Source organism: Pseudomonas sp. GD03944, assembly GCF_029839275.1.
Lineage (GTDB): Bacteria > Pseudomonadota > Gammaproteobacteria > Pseudomonadales > Pseudomonadaceae > Aquipseudomonas.
On record NZ_JAOCAH010000023.1, the window covers coordinates 1 to 15,262 of the forward strand.

Genomic DNA, 15,262 nt, shown 5'->3' on the forward strand with positions numbered 1-15,262 from the left:
TGACCGACTTCACCACGATCCAGCTTGAAACCGACCCACGCGGCTTCGCCACCCTCTGGCTCAACCGCCCGGACAAGAACAACGCCTTCAACGCCGAGATGATCCGTGAGCTGATCCTCGCCCTCGACGCGGTGGCCAGCGACAAGTCGCTGCGCTTCCTGCTCCTGCGCGGCCGTGGCAAACACTTCTCCGCCGGTGCCGACCTGGCCTGGATGCAGCACGCCGCCACCCTCGACTACACCGCCAACCTGGGCGACGCCCGGGAACTGGCCGAGCTGATGAACAACCTGTACTACCTGAAGACCCCGACCCTGGCGGTGGTCCAGGGTGCGGCGTTCGGCGGCGCGGTGGGTCTGATCAGTTGCTGCGACATGGCCATCGGCAGCCAGGACGCGCAGCTGTGCCTGTCCGAAGTGCGCATAGGCCTGGCGCCGGCGGTGATCAGCCCCTTCGTGGTCCAGGCCATCGGCGAGCGCGCTGCCCGCCGCTACGCCCTGACCGCCGACCGTTTCAGCGGCGAGCGCGCCCGCGAACTGGGCCTGTTCGCCGAAAGCTACCCAAGCGATGCCCTGGACGCAGCGGTCGAGACCTGGATCGCCAACCTGCTGCTCAACAGCCCCCAGGCCATGCTCGCCAGCAAGGACCTGCTGCGTGAAGTCGGCACTGGCGCGCTGACCCCGGCCCTGCGTCGCTACACCGAAAACGCCATCGCCCGCATCCGCGTGAGCGCCGAAGGCCAGGAAGGCCTGCGCGCCTTCCTCGACAAGCGCCAGCCCAACTGGCAGGAGAAACAGGCATGAGCCCACGCACCCTCGACACCCTGCTGGTGGCCAACCGTGGTGAAATCGCCTGCCGCGTGATGCGCACCGCCAAGGCCATGGGCATTCGCACCGTGGCGGTCCATAGCGCCATCGACCACGCCGCCCGCCATGCCCGCGAGGCCGACATCCGCGTCGACCTCGGCGGCGCCCGGCCCGGCGAAAGCTACCTGCTGATCGACAAGATCATTGCCGCGGCCAAGGCCAGCGGCGCCCAGGCCATCCACCCCGGGTATGGCTTCCTCTCGGAAAACGCCGGGTTCGCCCGGGCCATCGAAGACGCCGGGCTGATATTCCTCGGCCCACCCGCCTCGGCCATCGACGCCATGGGCAGCAAGTCGGCAGCCAAGGCGCTGATGGAAGCCGCCGGCGTGCCGCTGGTGCCCGGCTACCACGGCGAAGCCCAGGACCTGGCGACCTTCCGCGAGGCCGCCGAGCGCATCGGCTACCCGGTGCTGCTCAAGGCCGCCGCTGGCGGTGGCGGCAAGGGCATGAAGGTGGTCGAACGTGAAAGCGAGCTGGCCGAGGCCCTCGCCAGCGCCCAGCGCGAGGCGCAGTCCTCGTTCGGCGACGCGCGCATGCTGGTCGAGAAATACGTGCTCAAGCCGCGCCACGTGGAGATCCAGGTATTCGCCGACCAGCACGGCCACTGCCTGTACCTCAACGAGCGCGACTGCTCGATCCAGCGGCGCCACCAGAAGGTGGTGGAAGAAGCCCCGGCCCCCGGCCTGTCGCCCGAACTGCGCCGCGCCATGGGCGAAGCGGCGGTGAAAGCCGCGCAGGCCATCGGCTACGTCGGTGCCGGCACCGTGGAGTTCCTGCTGGACGAGCGCGGCGACTTCTTCTTCATGGAGATGAACACCCGCCTGCAAGTCGAACACCCGGTCACCGAGGCCATCACCGGCCTTGATCTGGTGGCCTGGCAGATTCGCGTGGCCCGTGGCGAAGCGCTGCCCATTACCCAAGACCAGGTGCCGCTGATCGGCCACGCCATCGAAGTGCGGCTGTACGCCGAAGACCCGGACAACGACTTCCTGCCGGCCACCGGCACCCTGGCCCTGTACCGCGAAGCCGCGACCGGCACCGGGCGCCGCGTCGACAGCGGCGTGGCCGAAGGCGACACGGTGTCACCGTTCTACGACCCGATGCTGGGCAAGCTGATCGCCTGGGGCGAAAACCGCGAGGAAGCGCGCCTGCGCCTGCTGGCCATGCTCGGCGAAACCTGCGTGGGCGGCGTGCGCACCAACCTGGCATTCCTGCAGCGGGTACTCGCACACCCGGCCTTCGCCGCCGCAGAGCTGGACACCGGTTTCATCCCCCGCCACCAGGCGCAACTGCTGCCGGCGCCCGCCGCCCTACCCGATGCGTTCTGGCAACTGGCCGCCGAGGCCCTGGTGCAGAGCGAGCCTGCCCGCACACGGGACGACGACCGCCATTCGCCCTGGGCGGCCAACAGCGGCCTGCGCCTGGGCCTGCCCGCAGCCATCGACCTGCACCTGAGCTGCCAGGGCGAGCGCCAGGTGGTGCGCCTGCGCCACGGCGCCCCGTCCACCGTGCAGTGGGCCGGCGAAGGCCTGACGGTCGAGCACGACGGCGTGCGCCAGCAACACCTGGCCCTGCGCCGCGGCGACACCCTCTACCTGCGTTGGCAGGGCGAATTGCGCGCGGTGCAGGCCATCGACCCGATTGCCGAAGCCGAGGCCAGCCACGCTCAACACGGCGGCCTGACCGCCCCCATGAACGGCAGCATCGTGCGCGTGCTGGTCGAACCGGGCCAGGCCGTGGAAGCCGGCACCGCCCTGGTGGTGCTGGAAGCCATGAAGATGGAACACAGCATCCGCGCCCCGGAAGCCGGCACGGTCAAAGCGCTGTACTGCACCGAAGGGGAAATGGTCAGCGAAGGCACCGTACTGGTGGAGCTCGAATAGCCCCTTGGCCCCGTAGGGTGGATGGCGCTTTTTACACCCTCCATCGCGACTCGATTGGCCATGATGGCGCAATCCTGTAGGAGGGGCTTCAGCCCTGAATTTCGCCGCTGAAGCGCCTCCCACAAAGGTGCTGTATTGGTGGAGATCGGGAAGCGGACGTAGAGTGGATCACGCTTTATCGATCCACCATCTTGTCATTCACCCGGATAGGGTGGACATGAAAAGCGATGTCCACCCTACACAAGTGCGGGAGAGGCTTCAGCCATGAGCATCGCCGCTGAAGCGCCTCCCACGGTAGGCTGCTCCAGGCACCGTAGGGTGGATCACGCTTCATCGATCCACCACTTGGTCATTCGTCAGGCGGGTCGACATGAAAAACGATCTCCACCGTGGGAGGGGCTTCAGCCGCGACGGTGACGCTGAAGCGACGCCCAGGGCAGCCGCCTGCGACAACAGCTTTACGCGCGCGCCCAATCCCAGTATCTACGACACATGGAACACGATGAGGAATCCCGATGAGCCTGCCCCACTCCGTACGCCTGGTCGAAGTCGGCCCCCGCGACGGCCTGCAGAACGAGAAACAGCCGATCAGCGTCGCCGACAAGGTGCGCCTGACCGATGACCTGAGCGCCGCCGGCCTGGGCTACATCGAAGTCGGCAGCTTCGTCTCGCCCAAGTGGGTGCCGCAGATGGCCGGTTCCGCCGAGGTGTTCGCCGGCATCCAGCGCAAACCGGGCGTCACCTACGCCGCCCTGGCGCCGAACATGAAAGGCCTGGAAGCCGCTCTGGAGGCCAAGGTCGAGGAAGTGGCCGTGTTCGCTGCCGCCAGCGAGGCCTTTTCGCAGAAGAACATCAACTGCTCCATCGCCGAGAGCCTGGAGCGCTTCGTGCCGCTGATGGCGGCGGCCAAAGCCGCCAATGTGCGCGTGCGCGGCTACGTGTCCTGCGTGCTCGGCTGCCCCTACGACGGCGCGGTGGACGCCGCCCAGGTCGCCAGCGTGGCCCGCGAGCTGTACGCCATGGGCTGCTACGAGGTGTCGCTGGGCGACACCATCGGCACCGGCACCGCCGGCCAGACCCGCCACCTGTTCAACGTGGTCGGCCGCGAGGTGCCGCGCCACCTGCTGGCCGGGCACTTCCACGACACCTACGGCCAGGCCCTGGCCAATATCTACGCCAGCCTGCTGGAAGGCATCGCCGTGTTCGACAGCTCGGTCGCCGGCCTGGGCGGTTGCCCCTACGCCAAGGGCGCCACCGGCAACGTCGCCACCGAAGACGTGCTGTACCTGTTGCAGGGCCTGGGGATCGAGACCGGCATCGACATGGACCGCCTGATCGACGCCGGCGCCCGGATCTGCAGCGTGCTGGACAAGCCCAACGGCTCGCGCGTCGCCCGGGCGCGCCTGGCCAGCCGCTGAGTGCTGCGACCTTTGTCAGATTGCCCAACCGCCCGCGCCGAGTAAGCTCGGCCTCTTTGCGCCGCATGAGCACCGCGATGACAGACACTTCCCCCCTGCGTGACTACCAGCACGTGCGCCTGCTGGCGATCCGGTCGCTGTTCGAGATCGTCGAGCAGTCCAGCGAAGGCACGGTCATCGTCGACCGCGCCGCGCGCATCGTCTGGATGAACGAACGCTACGCCCGCCGCTACGGGCTGGACGAAGCCAGCCAGGCCATCGGCCAGGAAGTGGAAAAAGTCATCCCCACCAGCCTGCTGCGCCAGGTGGTGGAAACCGGCGAGCCGATCCTGCTGGATATGCTCGACACCCCCGGCGGCCCGCTGGTGGTGATGCGCCTGCCGATCCACGACGACGACGGCGCGGTGATCGGCGCCATCGGCTTCGCCCTGTTCGATCAGTTGAAGAACCTGGCGCCGCTGGTCACCCGCTTCATGCAGATCCAGGAAGAGCTGGCCTCGACCCGCTCGCTGCTGCAGGCGCGCCAGGCCAAGTACAGCTTCGCCCATTTCATCGGCAACGGCGCCGCCAGCCTGGAGGTCAAACGCCGGGCCCGGCGCACCGCGACCAGCGACCTGCCGGTGCTGCTGCTCGGCGAAACCGGCACCGGCAAGGAGCTGCTGGCCCACGCCATCCACAGCGCCTCGCCGCGGGCGCACCGGCCTTTCGTCAGCGTCAACTGCGCGGCCATTCCGGAAAACCTGCTGGAAGCCGAGTTCTTCGGCACCGCGCCCGGCGCCTTCACCGGCGCCGACCGCAAGGGCCGGCCGGGCAAGCTGCAGGTCGCCCAGGGCGGCACGCTGTTCCTCGACGAGATCGGCGACATGCCCCTGGCCCTGCAGAGCAAGCTGCTGCGCGTGCTGCAGGAGAAGGAGTTCGAGCCGGTCGGTTCCAACGACGTGCGGCGCAGCGACATCCGCCTGATCGCCGCCACCTCCCTGAACCTGGAACAGGCCATCGAGAACGGCAGCTTCCGCGCCGACCTCTACTACCGCCTCAACGTGCTGCCGATCCAGCTGCCGCCGTTGCGCGAACGTCTGGATGACCTGCCGGCGCTGTGCGAATCGATCCTCGACGACCTGCCCGGCCACCACGAGCTCGACGACGATGCCCTGGCGCTGCTGGCCAGCCACGCCTGGCCGGGCAACATCCGCGAGCTACGCAACGTGCTGGAGCGCACCGCCCTGCTCAGCGACGACCTGCGCCTGAGCGCGGCGGCCCTGCGCACCGCCATCGGCCGCCTCAGCCCGCTGCCGGCCCCGTTCCAGGCGGCGGCAGTGATCAACGGCCGGGATTTCTACACGGCACGGGACGCCTTCGAGCGCGAGCTGATCCGCCAGACCCTGGACAGCCACGACGGCAGCGTGGTCGAGGCCGCCAAACACCTCGGGCTGGGCCGCTCCACCCTGTACAAAAAGATGCTGGCCCTGGGGCTGTCGTCCTGAAACGGAGACATGTCTCTATTTAGAGACACCCTGATTTACGCAGCTCCAGGCCGATACGCCAGCGATCTGTCCACGAACGGAGACAACGCCGGTAAGCGGAACCTACCAACCTTTTATATTTCTGTTTTATTTCAATGACTTAACGTTCTGGCACGGAAGTCGCTATCACCTGTTTCACGACCCTGGCGGTCGCCAACAAAAACAATGATGCCGCGCAACGACGCGGCGCCAGGAGATAGCTCCATGAGCGTGATCATCGCCCTCGCGGCACTCGCCTTGCTGATGCTCGCCGCCTACCGCGGCTACAGCGTCATCCTCTTTGCCCCCATCGCCGCCCTCGGCGCCGTGCTGTTCACCGACCCGTCCGCCGTGGCGCCCATGTTCACCGGGGTGTTCATGGAGAAGATGGTCGGCTTCATCAAACTCTACTTCCCGGTGTTTCTGCTCGGCGCGGTGTTCGGCAAGCTGATCGAACTGTCCGGCTTCTCCCGGGCCATCGTCGCCGCCGCCATCCGCATTCTCGGCACCGGCCAGGCGATGCTGGTGATCGTGCTGGTCTGCGCCCTGCTCACCTATGGCGGCGTGTCGCTGTTCGTGGTGGTGTTTGCGGTCTACCCGTTCGCCGCCGAGATGTTCCGCCAGAGCGACATCCCCAAGCGCCTGATTCCAGCCACCATTGCCCTCGGCGCGTTCAGCTTCACCATGGACGCCCTGCCCGGCACCCCACAGATTCAGAACATCATTCCCACCACCTTTTTTGGCACCACCTCCTGGGCGGCGCCATGGCTGGGGGTGATCGGCACGATCTTCGTGTTCAGCGTCGGCATGTACTACCTGCACCGCCAGTTGAAGAAGGCCCGGCGCAAGGGCGAAGGCTATGGCACCGAGCTGCGCAACGAGCCGGAAACCGCCGAGGACATCGCCCTGCCCAACCCCTGGCTGGCGCTGTCGCCGCTGGTGCTGGTGGGCGTGGCCAACCTGGCGTTCACTCACTGGATTCCGCAGTTCTACGGCAAGACCCACACCCTGCAACTGGCCGGCATGGCCACGCCAGTGACCAGTGAAGTGGCCAAGCTGACCGGTATCTGGGCGGTGCAGGCCGCGTTGCTGCTGGGCATCCTGCTGGTGCTGATCTGCGGCTTCCGCGCCATCCGCGCACGCCTGGCCGAAGGCACCAAGACCGCCGTCGGCGGCGCGCTGCTGGCGTCGATGAACACCGCCTCGGAATACGGTTTCGGCGCGGTGATCGCCGCCCTGCCCGGCTTCCTGGTGCTGGCCGATGCGCTGAAGAACATCCCCGATCCGCTGGTCAACGAAGCCATTACCGTGACCCTGCTGGCCGGTATCACCGGCTCGGCCTCCGGCGGCATGAGCATCGCCCTGGCGGCCATGTCCGACACCTTCATCGCCGCCGCCAACGCGGCCAACATCCCGCTGGAAGTGCTGCACCGGGTGGCCTCCATGGCCAGCGGCGGCATGGACACCCTGCCGCACAACGGCGCGGTGATCACCCTGCTGGCGGTGACCGGCCTCACCCACCGCGAGGCCTACAAGGACATTTTCGGCATCACCATCATCAAGACCCTGGCGGTATTTTTCGTCATCGCCGTGTTCTACAGCACCGGCATCGTCTGACCGCAGCGCGGCAAAGGAGACACCCATGAATCTGCACGGCAAGACCGCACTGGTCACCGGTTCCACCAGCGGCATCGGCTTAGGGATAGCCCTCAAGCTGGCCGAGGCCGGCGCCAACCTGGTGCTCAACGGCTTCGGCGACGTGGAGGCGGCCGTGCAGGCCGTCTCCGCCCATGGCGGCCAGGTCCGCCACCACCCGGCGGACATGAGCAAACCCGAAGAGATCGAAGCCCTGATGCAGTTCTGCGATGCGCAGTTCGGCAGCCTCGACATCCTGGTCAACAACGCTGGCATCCAGCACGTGGCGCCGGTGGAAGCCTTCCCGGTGGAGCGCTGGAACGCGGTGATCGCCATCAACCTCAGCTCGGCCTTCCACACCACCCGCCTGGCGCTGCCGGGCATGCGCGAACGCAACTGGGGCCGGATCATCAACATCGCCTCGGCCCACGGCCTGGCGGCCTCGGCCGGCAAGAGCGCCTACGTGGCGGCCAAGCATGGCCTGGTCGGCCTGACCAAGAGCGTGGCCCTGGAAACCGCCACCACCGGCATCACCTGCAACGCCATCTGCCCAGGCTGGGTGCTGACCCCGCTGGTGCAGAAGCAGATCGACAGCCGCGCCGTGGACGGCGACATCGCCCGCTCGCGCCACGACCTGCTGGCGGAAAAACAGCCCTCGCTGGACTTCGTCACCCCCGAGCAGCTCGGCGAGCTGGCCCTGTTCCTCTGCAGCGACGCCGCCATCCAGGTACGCGGCGCCGCCTGGAACATGGACGGTGGCTGGCTGGCGCAATAAACGCTATAGACTGGGGTCCAAAGGCGTCACTACAACAACAAGAAGAGGTCACCCGATGTTCAGTCGAATCACCCATTGGAGCGTGCAGCTGGTCCAGCGCTACCTGCCCTCCGCCTTCGTGTTTTCCGCGTTGCTCACGCTGTTCGTGCTGTTCCTGGCCATGTTCAGCACCCAACAGGGCCTGCCCGCCATGGTCAGGCACTGGAACGTCGGTTTCTGGGCGCTCCTGGCGTTCGCCATGCAGATGGCCCTGGTGTTCGTCACCGGGCATGCCCTGGCCAGCGCACCACCGGTGCGCCGCCTGCTCGACCGCGTGGCCGCCATCCCAAGAACCCCGACCCAGGCAATTCTGACCATCAGCCTGATCGCCCTGGCCGGCTGCTGGATCAACTGGGGATTCGGCCTGGTCATCGGCGCCGTGATGGCCCGTGCCCTGGCCCGCCAGGTCAAGGGCGTGGACTACCCGCTGCTGGTGGCGTCGGCCTACTCGGGCTTCCTGGTCTGGCACGGCGGTTTGTCCGGCTCGATCCCGCTGGCGCTGGCCGGCGGCGGCCCGGACGTGGCCAAGGTCAGCGGTGGCGTGATCGATGCCCCCATCGGCGTGGCGCTGACCCTGTTCACCCCGCTCAACCTGACCATCATCGCCCTGCTGGTGATCGGCCTGCCGCTGCTCAACCGTGCTATGCACCCCAAACCGGAGCAGACCAAAGTCGCCGATCCGGCGCTGCTGCAGGAGCCCGAAGCCGAAACGCCCGAGCGCGATACCCCGGCACAGCGCCTGGATGACAGCCGCCTGCTCGGCCTGGCGCTGGTGGCGATGGCCGCACTGTTCTATGTCGGGCACTTCATGGACAAGGGGTTTGCCCTCGACCTGAACACGGTGATCGGCATCTTCCTGTTTCTCGGCCTGCTGCTGCACGGCAGCCCGGAACGCTACATGCGCGCCGTGGACATCAGCGTGCGCGGCATTGGCGGCATCGTCCTGCTGTTCCCCTTCTACGCCGGGATCATGGGCATGATGACCGGTGCCAACGCGGACGGCACCTCGCTGGCCGGGCAGATCAGCCAGCTGTTCATCGACGGCTCGTCAGCGGACAGCTTCCCGTTGCTGGCGTTTCTCAGCGCTGGGGTGGTCAACGTCTTCGTGCCTTCGGGTGGTGGGCAATGGGCCGTGCAAGGCCCGATCATGCTGCCCGCCGGACAGGCGCTGGGCGTGGCGCCCGCCGTTACTGCCATGGCCATCGCCTGGGGCGATGCCTGGACCAACATGATTCAGCCGTTCTGGGCCTTGCCGCTGCTTGGCATCGTCGGCCTCGGAGCCCGCGACATCATGGGCTACTGCCTGATCGCCCTGGTCTATTCCGGGATTGTCATTTCCGCCTGTTTCTATTTCCTCGCCTGATTACTGGATGTACCGATGAACGCACCGCTTTGGACTCCGTCCGCCGAACGCCTCGCCGCCACCCGCCTGGACGCCTTCCGTCACTTCGTCAACCAGCGTCATGCCCTGCAACTGGCCGATTATCCGGCCCTGCACGCCTGGAGCGTGGCCGAGCGCGAGGCCTTCTGGCAGGCCATCGTCGATTTTTTCGACTTGCGTTTCAGCGCCCCCGCCGAGCGCGTGCTGCGTGAAGGACCGGCCATGCCGGACGCCCGATGGTTCCCGGGGGCGCGGCTGAACTTCGCCGAGCACCTGCTGCGCCGCCGCGACGACCACCCGGCGCTGGTGGCCATCGGCGAAGACGGCAGCCGCGAGCAACTCAGCTACGCCGAGCTGGCCGGCCACGTCGCCGGTCTGCAGCGCAGCCTGCGCGAGGCCGGTGTCGGCATCGGCGACCGGGTGGCGGCGTTCATGCCCAACACCTGGCAGACCCTGGTGGGCATGCTCGCCACCACCAGCCTGGGCGCCACCTGGTCGAGCTGCTCACCGGACTTCGGCACCCAGGGCGTGATCGACCGCTTCGGCCAGATCGAACCCAAGGTGCTGATCGCCGCCGCCGGCTACCGCTACGCCGGCAAGAACCTCGACCTCACCGGCAAGCTCAACGAAATCCTCGAGCGCCTGCCGAGCCTTCAACAACTGATCGTCGTGCCCTATTCGCGTGCCGGGGCTAGACCGACTGATTACAAGTCAGTTGCTCTCACAACCCTTTGGCAAGATTTCTACCAGCCCGGCGGCGAACCGCAGTTCACCCAGGTGCCGTTCGACCACCCGCTGTACATCCTCTACTCCAGCGGCACCACCGGCGTGCCCAAGTGCATCGTCCACGGTGCCGGCGGCACCCTGCTGCAGCACGTCAAGGAACTGGGGCTGCACACCGACCTGAGCGCCGACGACACGCTGTTCTACTACACCACCTGCGGCTGGATGATGTGGAACTGGCTGGTCTCCGGCCTGGCCCTGGGCGCCACCCTGGTGCTGTTCGACGGCTCGCCCTTCCATCCGGGCGCCGAACGCCTGATCGACCTGATCGATGCCGAACGCATCAGCATCTTCGGCACCAGCGCCAAGTTCATCGCCGCCCTGGAAAAAGCCGGCATCAAGCCCCGTGAAAGCCACAACCTGGAGCGCCTGAAGGCGATCCTCTCCACCGGCTCGCCCCTGGCCCACGAGAGCTTCGAGTACGTCTACCGCGACATCAAAGCCGACCTGTGCCTGTCGTCGATCTCCGGCGGCACCGACATCGTCTCCTGCTTCGCCCTCGGTAACCCGACCCTGCCGGTCTGGCGTGGCGAGCTGCAGTGCAAGGGCCTGGGCATGGACGTGCAGGTGTGGAACGACGATGGCCAGGCGGTACACGGCGAAAAAGGCGAGCTGGTCTGCGCCCGGCACTTCACCTCGATGCCCGTGGGCTTCTGGAACGACCCGGACGGGGAGAAATTTCGCTCGGCGTACTTCGAGACCTTCCCCGGCGTCTGGGCCCACGGCGACTACGCCGAGGAAACGGAACACGGCGGCTTGGTGATCCACGGCCGCTCCGACGCGGTGCTCAACCCGGGCGGCGTGCGCATCGGCACGGCAGAAATCTACCGCCAGGTGGAGAAGATCGACGCCGTGCTGGAGTCCATCGCCATCGGCCAGCAATGGCAGGACGACGTGCGCGTGGTGCTATTCGTGCGCCTGCGCGAGGGCGTGGTGCTGGACGACGCGCTGCAGGCACGGATTCGCCAGGTGATCCGCGACAACACCACGCCCCGGCATGTGCCGGCCCGGATCGTCGCGGTGGCCGATATCCCGCGCACCATCAGCGGCAAGATCGTCGAACTGGCGGTGCGCAACGTGGTGCACGGCAAGCCGGTAAAAAACACCGACGCCCTGGCCAACCCCCAGGCCCTGGAGCTGTACCGCGACCTGCCGGAGCTGCAAGCGTGATGGCCTGACACTGGCCAAACCGGACCGGGTTGGGTAGTGTCCCACCCTGTCCGGGCCCATGCAGGGCCCCTCGTTCAAGGAAGAAACCATGCGTAGCACGCCCCTGCTCATCGCGCCCCTGGCGCTGGCCGCCTTCACTCAGGCCCAGGCCGCCACCGTCGCCGACGTGTTCAACGGCGACATGCTCGGCACCAACCAGCGCTATTTCGAATCCATCGCCGGTATTCCCCGCGAGTCCGTCGGCGATGACCACACCTTCCGCATCCAGGGCTGCACCCTGACCGCCACAATCAGCAACGGCAGCGTCACCGCCATGCGCCTGGAACTGGCGCCCAGCTGCCAGGCCGACCTAACCAGTTTCATTGGCGACTTCGCCCCGGCGCCCGGCCAGCCCCTGACCTTCGGCGCCTTCGAGCAGGCCGCCGGCAGTGCGCTCAGCTACTCGGCCGACTGCCTGACGATGTGCGGCAACGCCTACGACCCGTCGGTCTACGCCGCCTGGGAAGGCCCGCGGGTGGTCGGCTTCATGGAGGTCCGGCTGGAAGCGCTGCAGGTCGGCGATGCGGCCATCGACGCCGCCTCCGCCTGGAGCGAGCAGATGACCAAGACCATGGGCGAAGACTGGGTGATCGACGGCCGTTTCAACTGCGACACACGCTTCGACCAGACCGCCAGCCAGCTCTTCCAGAACGTCCCGGTCACCGCCGTCAGCATCGGCACCGGCCTGCCCGGCAACCACTGCGAAGGCTGAGCCCGCTACACCGGCTGCCAGGCGGCTCAGCCCCTGGCAGCCCCCCTGTCATGCAGGCTCCAATTGCCCTGCCGCTGGGTTTATGCTGGACTGCCCAGCCGTCTTGCATGAGAACCCAGCATGGTCCCCTACCCGGCACTCTTCGCCATCGGTGAACACTTCGACGCCTTCATCATTCGTGGCCTGCCCGCCGAGGTCGCCACGGTGCAGGCTGCCCGTGACCGGCTGAATGCCACCCCACTCAGCGCTGCGATTCAGCAGCGGCTACAGGCCGTCGAGGGGCGTTATCACCTGCTGGCCGCCGCCGAAATGTGGTGCCCGGATTGCCAGCTCAACCTCGCGGCGATGGATCACCTGCAACGGCTGCAGCCGCGCATCGGACTGGCGATCGTCTCCAAGAGCCGCGCCGAGCACGCGCTGAAGGAGCGCCTGGGCCTGGAGCGCATCTCGATCCCGCTGGTGCTGGTTCTGGATGAGCAGTTCGAGCTGATCGACCGTTTCGTCGAACAGCCGCACGCGGTGACGGCCGGCGGCGACGCCGTGAAATCGGACTACCGCGCCGGCGGTTACCTGGAAAGCACGCTGGACGATGTGCTGGCGATCATCGAGGCGCATGAAGGCCGCACGCACGCCTGAGCCATCTCAGGCGGCCGAGGCCAGGAGATAGGGCCGGATAACCGCCAGGGCCCGCTCGACGAAAGCCTCTTTCTCGCCCACCGGCGCCACGTAGTGCAGCACCTCGGCGCAGGCCTGCTCCCCTGCCAGGCGGGCGATGGCCCAGGCAGCCAGGTACGGTGCAGACAGGCAACCGCCCGCTGTCGCCAAATTGCCCCGGGCGAAGAACGGCTGGTTCAGCACCTCGACGCCAGCCTCGATCACCCAGGGTTTGCTGGTCAGGTCGGTACACGCCGGCATGCCCTGCAACAGCCCGAGCCGCGCCATGAGCAAGGCGCCGGAACACTGGGCACCGATCAGTTGCTTGCGCGGGTCGAGTTGCAGGCGTTCAAGAATGGCGCTGTCTTCGGCAATCTGGCGAGTCTTGATACCACTGCCGAACAGCACCACATCTGCTTCGCGGGCGAACTCCAGGGGTTGCTGAGCCAGGACCTGCACCCCGTTCATCGAGGTGACCCGCTCGCCCGGGCAGGTGATCTGCGCCTGCCAGCCACGGTCACGCAAGCGATTGAGCAGCGCGCTGGCGACGAAGGAGTCGAGTTCGTTGAAACCGTCGAAGGTCAGTATGGCGATGCGCATGGCCGGTGCTCCTGGCAGGTGAGTACCCACCAGAATCTACGGGCAATGCGCCCGCCGCGCTAAGCACAGACCGTGGCTATTTCTGCCATACAGGGCGTCAGATGCCCTGCCGCCCCGGGTCTTCCGGTGGCTGCTCCACTTCGATGTCTTCGAGCTTCAGCTCCAGGCCCCAGTCCCCGGACTCCGCCGCCTTCGGCTGGACGGCCGCCGCCACGGGCGCAGCAGGTGCCACCGGCGTCGGCGTGGATGGGTTGTCGCGGTAGAGCTTGAGCTTGAGGCGCACGTTGTTCGCCGAGTCGGCGTTCTTCACCGCCTCTTCTTCGTCGATGGCGCCCTCGTTCACCAGGTCGATCAGCGCCTGGTCGAAGGTCTGCATGCCGAGGTTCTTCGACTTCTCCATGATCTCCTTGATCTCGGAAAACTCGTTGCGCTTGATCAGGTCGCGGATGGTCGGCGTGCCCAGCAGCACCTCCACCGCCGCCCGGCGCTTGCCGTCGGTGGTTTTCACCAGGCGCTGGGAGACAAAGGCCTTGAGGTTGTTGCCCAGGTCGTTGAGCAGCTGCGGACGGCGGTCTTCCGGGAAGAAGTTGATGATGCGGTCCAGGGCCTGGTTGGCGTTGTTGGCGTGCAGCGTAGAGATCGCCAGGTGCCCGGTGTCGGCGAAGGCCAGGGCATGCTCCATGGTCTCGCGGTCGCGGATCTCGCCGATCAGGATCACATCCGGCGCCTGGCGCAGGGTGTTCTTCAGCGCCGCGTGGAAGCTGCGGGTGTCCACCCCGACCTCGCGCTGGTTGATGATCGACTTCTTGTGCCGGTGCACGTACTCCACCGGGTCTTCGATGGTGATGATGTGGCCGCCGCTGTTGCGGTTGCGGTAATCGATCAGCGCCGCCAGGGAGGTGGATTTGCCGGAGCCGGTGCCGCCGACGAACAGCACCAGGCCGCGTTTTTCCATGACGGTCTTGAGCAGGACTTCCGGCAGTTTCAGGTCTTCGAACTTGGGGATGTCCAGCTTGATGTTACGGGCGACGATCGACACCTCGTTACGCTGCTTGAAGATGTTGATCCGGAAGCGCCCGACGCCCGACACGGAAATCGCCAGGTTCATCTCCAGTTCGCGCTCGAATTCCTCGCGCTGCGCCGCATCCATCACGCCATTGGCGATGGTGGCCACGTCGCCCGCCTTCATCGGCTCCTGGCTGAGGGCCTTGAGCACGCCATTGAACTTGGCGCAGGGTGGCGCGCCGGTCGACAGGTAGAGGTCGGAACCGTCCTGGCTGGAGAGGATTTTCAGCATTGCTTGAAGGTCCATGAGCAGCATTCCCGTCGACTGGATGTAATACGTTAGGTCAAGATTCGGTGGTCTACCGGCGCGAAAGAGCCGGAAAAGTGGCGCCATTCTGATGGCGCAGCAAATGCTGGCACAATACGCGCCCGGTAAAAATGAGGAACCCGTCATGGCAAAGGCAATGGCCCGCCACATCCTGGTCAAGACCGAAGCGGAAGCCGCTGCCCTGAAGAAGCGCATCGCCGCCGGCGAAGCCTTCGACGTGCTGGCTCGCAAGCACTCCACCTGCCCGTCCGGCAAGAAGGGTGGCGACCTGGGCGAAGTGCGCCCGGGGCAGATGGTGCGGGTCATCGATCAGGTGATTTTCAAGAAGCCGCTGCGCGAGGTGCACGGCCCGATCAAGAGCCAGTTCGGCTATCACCTGGTGCAGGTGTTCTTCCGCGACTGACCCGGCGGCAAGCTGTAAAGGCGATGTAAATAGGATGGATTATCATTAAGCAGTGACGTAAAAGGTGGCTCG

The 15,262-nt window shown here is 66.6% G+C and carries 13 protein-coding genes; 11 read left to right on the plus strand and 2 right to left on the minus strand.

Going from position 1 to position 15,262, the window contains the following annotated elements:
- From N5C28_RS23395 to N5C28_RS23440, 10 genes are all read left to right on the plus strand, one after another.
- The coding region (locus tag N5C28_RS23395; protein ID WP_279825839.1) for a gamma-carboxygeranoyl-CoA hydratase at nt 1–800 on the plus strand (800 nt) is incomplete at its 5' end.
- The gene (locus N5C28_RS23400; RefSeq protein WP_279825841.1) at nt 797–2,746 is read left to right on the plus strand and encodes an acetyl/propionyl/methylcrotonyl-CoA carboxylase subunit alpha; all 1,950 of its coding nucleotides are present in this window, start codon (nt 797–799) and stop codon (nt 2,744–2,746) included. The genes N5C28_RS23395 and N5C28_RS23400, both read left to right, overlap by 4 nt.
- A 515-nt stretch (nt 2,747–3,261) precedes the next feature.
- Nucleotides 3,262–4,164: a hydroxymethylglutaryl-CoA lyase gene (locus N5C28_RS23405; protein ID WP_279825843.1), complete on the plus strand. Its 903-nt coding sequence runs from the start codon at nt 3,262–3,264 to the stop codon at nt 4,162–4,164.
- A 77-nt stretch (nt 4,165–4,241) separates the two neighbouring features.
- Nucleotides 4,242–5,648, plus strand: coding sequence for a sigma 54-interacting transcriptional regulator (locus N5C28_RS23410; protein WP_279825844.1), 1,407 nt, complete (start codon nt 4,242–4,244; stop codon nt 5,646–5,648).
- A 243-nt stretch (nt 5,649–5,891) separates the two neighbouring features.
- Nucleotides 5,892–7,283: a GntP family permease gene (locus N5C28_RS23415; RefSeq protein WP_279825846.1), complete on the plus strand. Its 1,392-nt coding sequence runs from the start codon at nt 5,892–5,894 to the stop codon at nt 7,281–7,283.
- A gap of 25 nt (nt 7,284–7,308) precedes the next feature.
- Complete coding sequence (locus N5C28_RS23420) at nt 7,309–8,076, plus strand: 3-hydroxybutyrate dehydrogenase (protein WP_279825848.1); 768 nt, start codon at nt 7,309–7,311, stop codon at nt 8,074–8,076.
- A gap of 55 nt (nt 8,077–8,131) precedes the next feature.
- Nucleotides 8,132–9,478, plus strand: coding sequence for a TIGR00366 family protein (locus N5C28_RS23425; RefSeq protein ID WP_279825850.1), 1,347 nt, complete (start codon nt 8,132–8,134; stop codon nt 9,476–9,478).
- Between the two features lie 15 nt (nt 9,479–9,493).
- Entirely contained in the window at nt 9,494–11,449 is a 1,956-nt protein-coding gene (locus N5C28_RS23430; protein WP_279825852.1) for an acetoacetate--CoA ligase, read from the plus strand.
- 88 nt (nt 11,450–11,537) lie between these two features.
- A complete protein-coding gene (locus N5C28_RS23435; protein WP_279825854.1) occupies nt 11,538–12,200 on the plus strand; it encodes a hypothetical protein in 663 nt (220 codons plus the stop codon).
- A 120-nt stretch (nt 12,201–12,320) separates the two neighbouring features.
- On the plus strand, nt 12,321–12,836 hold the full coding sequence (locus N5C28_RS23440) for a thioredoxin family protein (protein ID WP_279825857.1): 516 nt from the start codon (nt 12,321–12,323) through the stop codon (nt 12,834–12,836).
- Nucleotides 12,837–12,842: 6 nt separating this feature from the next.
- Here N5C28_RS23440 and N5C28_RS23445 read toward each other — a convergent pair whose 3' ends face one another.
- Both N5C28_RS23445 and N5C28_RS23450 read right to left on the minus strand, forming a co-directional pair.
- Nucleotides 12,843–13,454, minus strand: a complete 612-nt coding sequence (locus N5C28_RS23445) for a DJ-1/PfpI family protein (protein WP_279825860.1) — start codon at nt 13,452–13,454, stop codon at nt 12,843–12,845.
- Between the two features lie 97 nt (nt 13,455–13,551).
- A complete protein-coding gene (locus N5C28_RS23450; protein WP_279825862.1) occupies nt 13,552–14,766 on the minus strand; it encodes a PilT/PilU family type 4a pilus ATPase in 1,215 nt (404 codons plus the stop codon).
- Nucleotides 14,767–14,911: 145 nt separating this feature from the next.
- Between N5C28_RS23450 and N5C28_RS23455 the strand changes: the two genes are divergently transcribed.
- The gene (locus tag N5C28_RS23455; protein ID WP_279825863.1) at nt 14,912–15,190 is read left to right on the plus strand and encodes a peptidylprolyl isomerase; all 279 of its coding nucleotides are present in this window, start codon (nt 14,912–14,914) and stop codon (nt 15,188–15,190) included.
- The last annotated feature ends 72 nt before the right edge of the window (nt 15,191–15,262 follow it).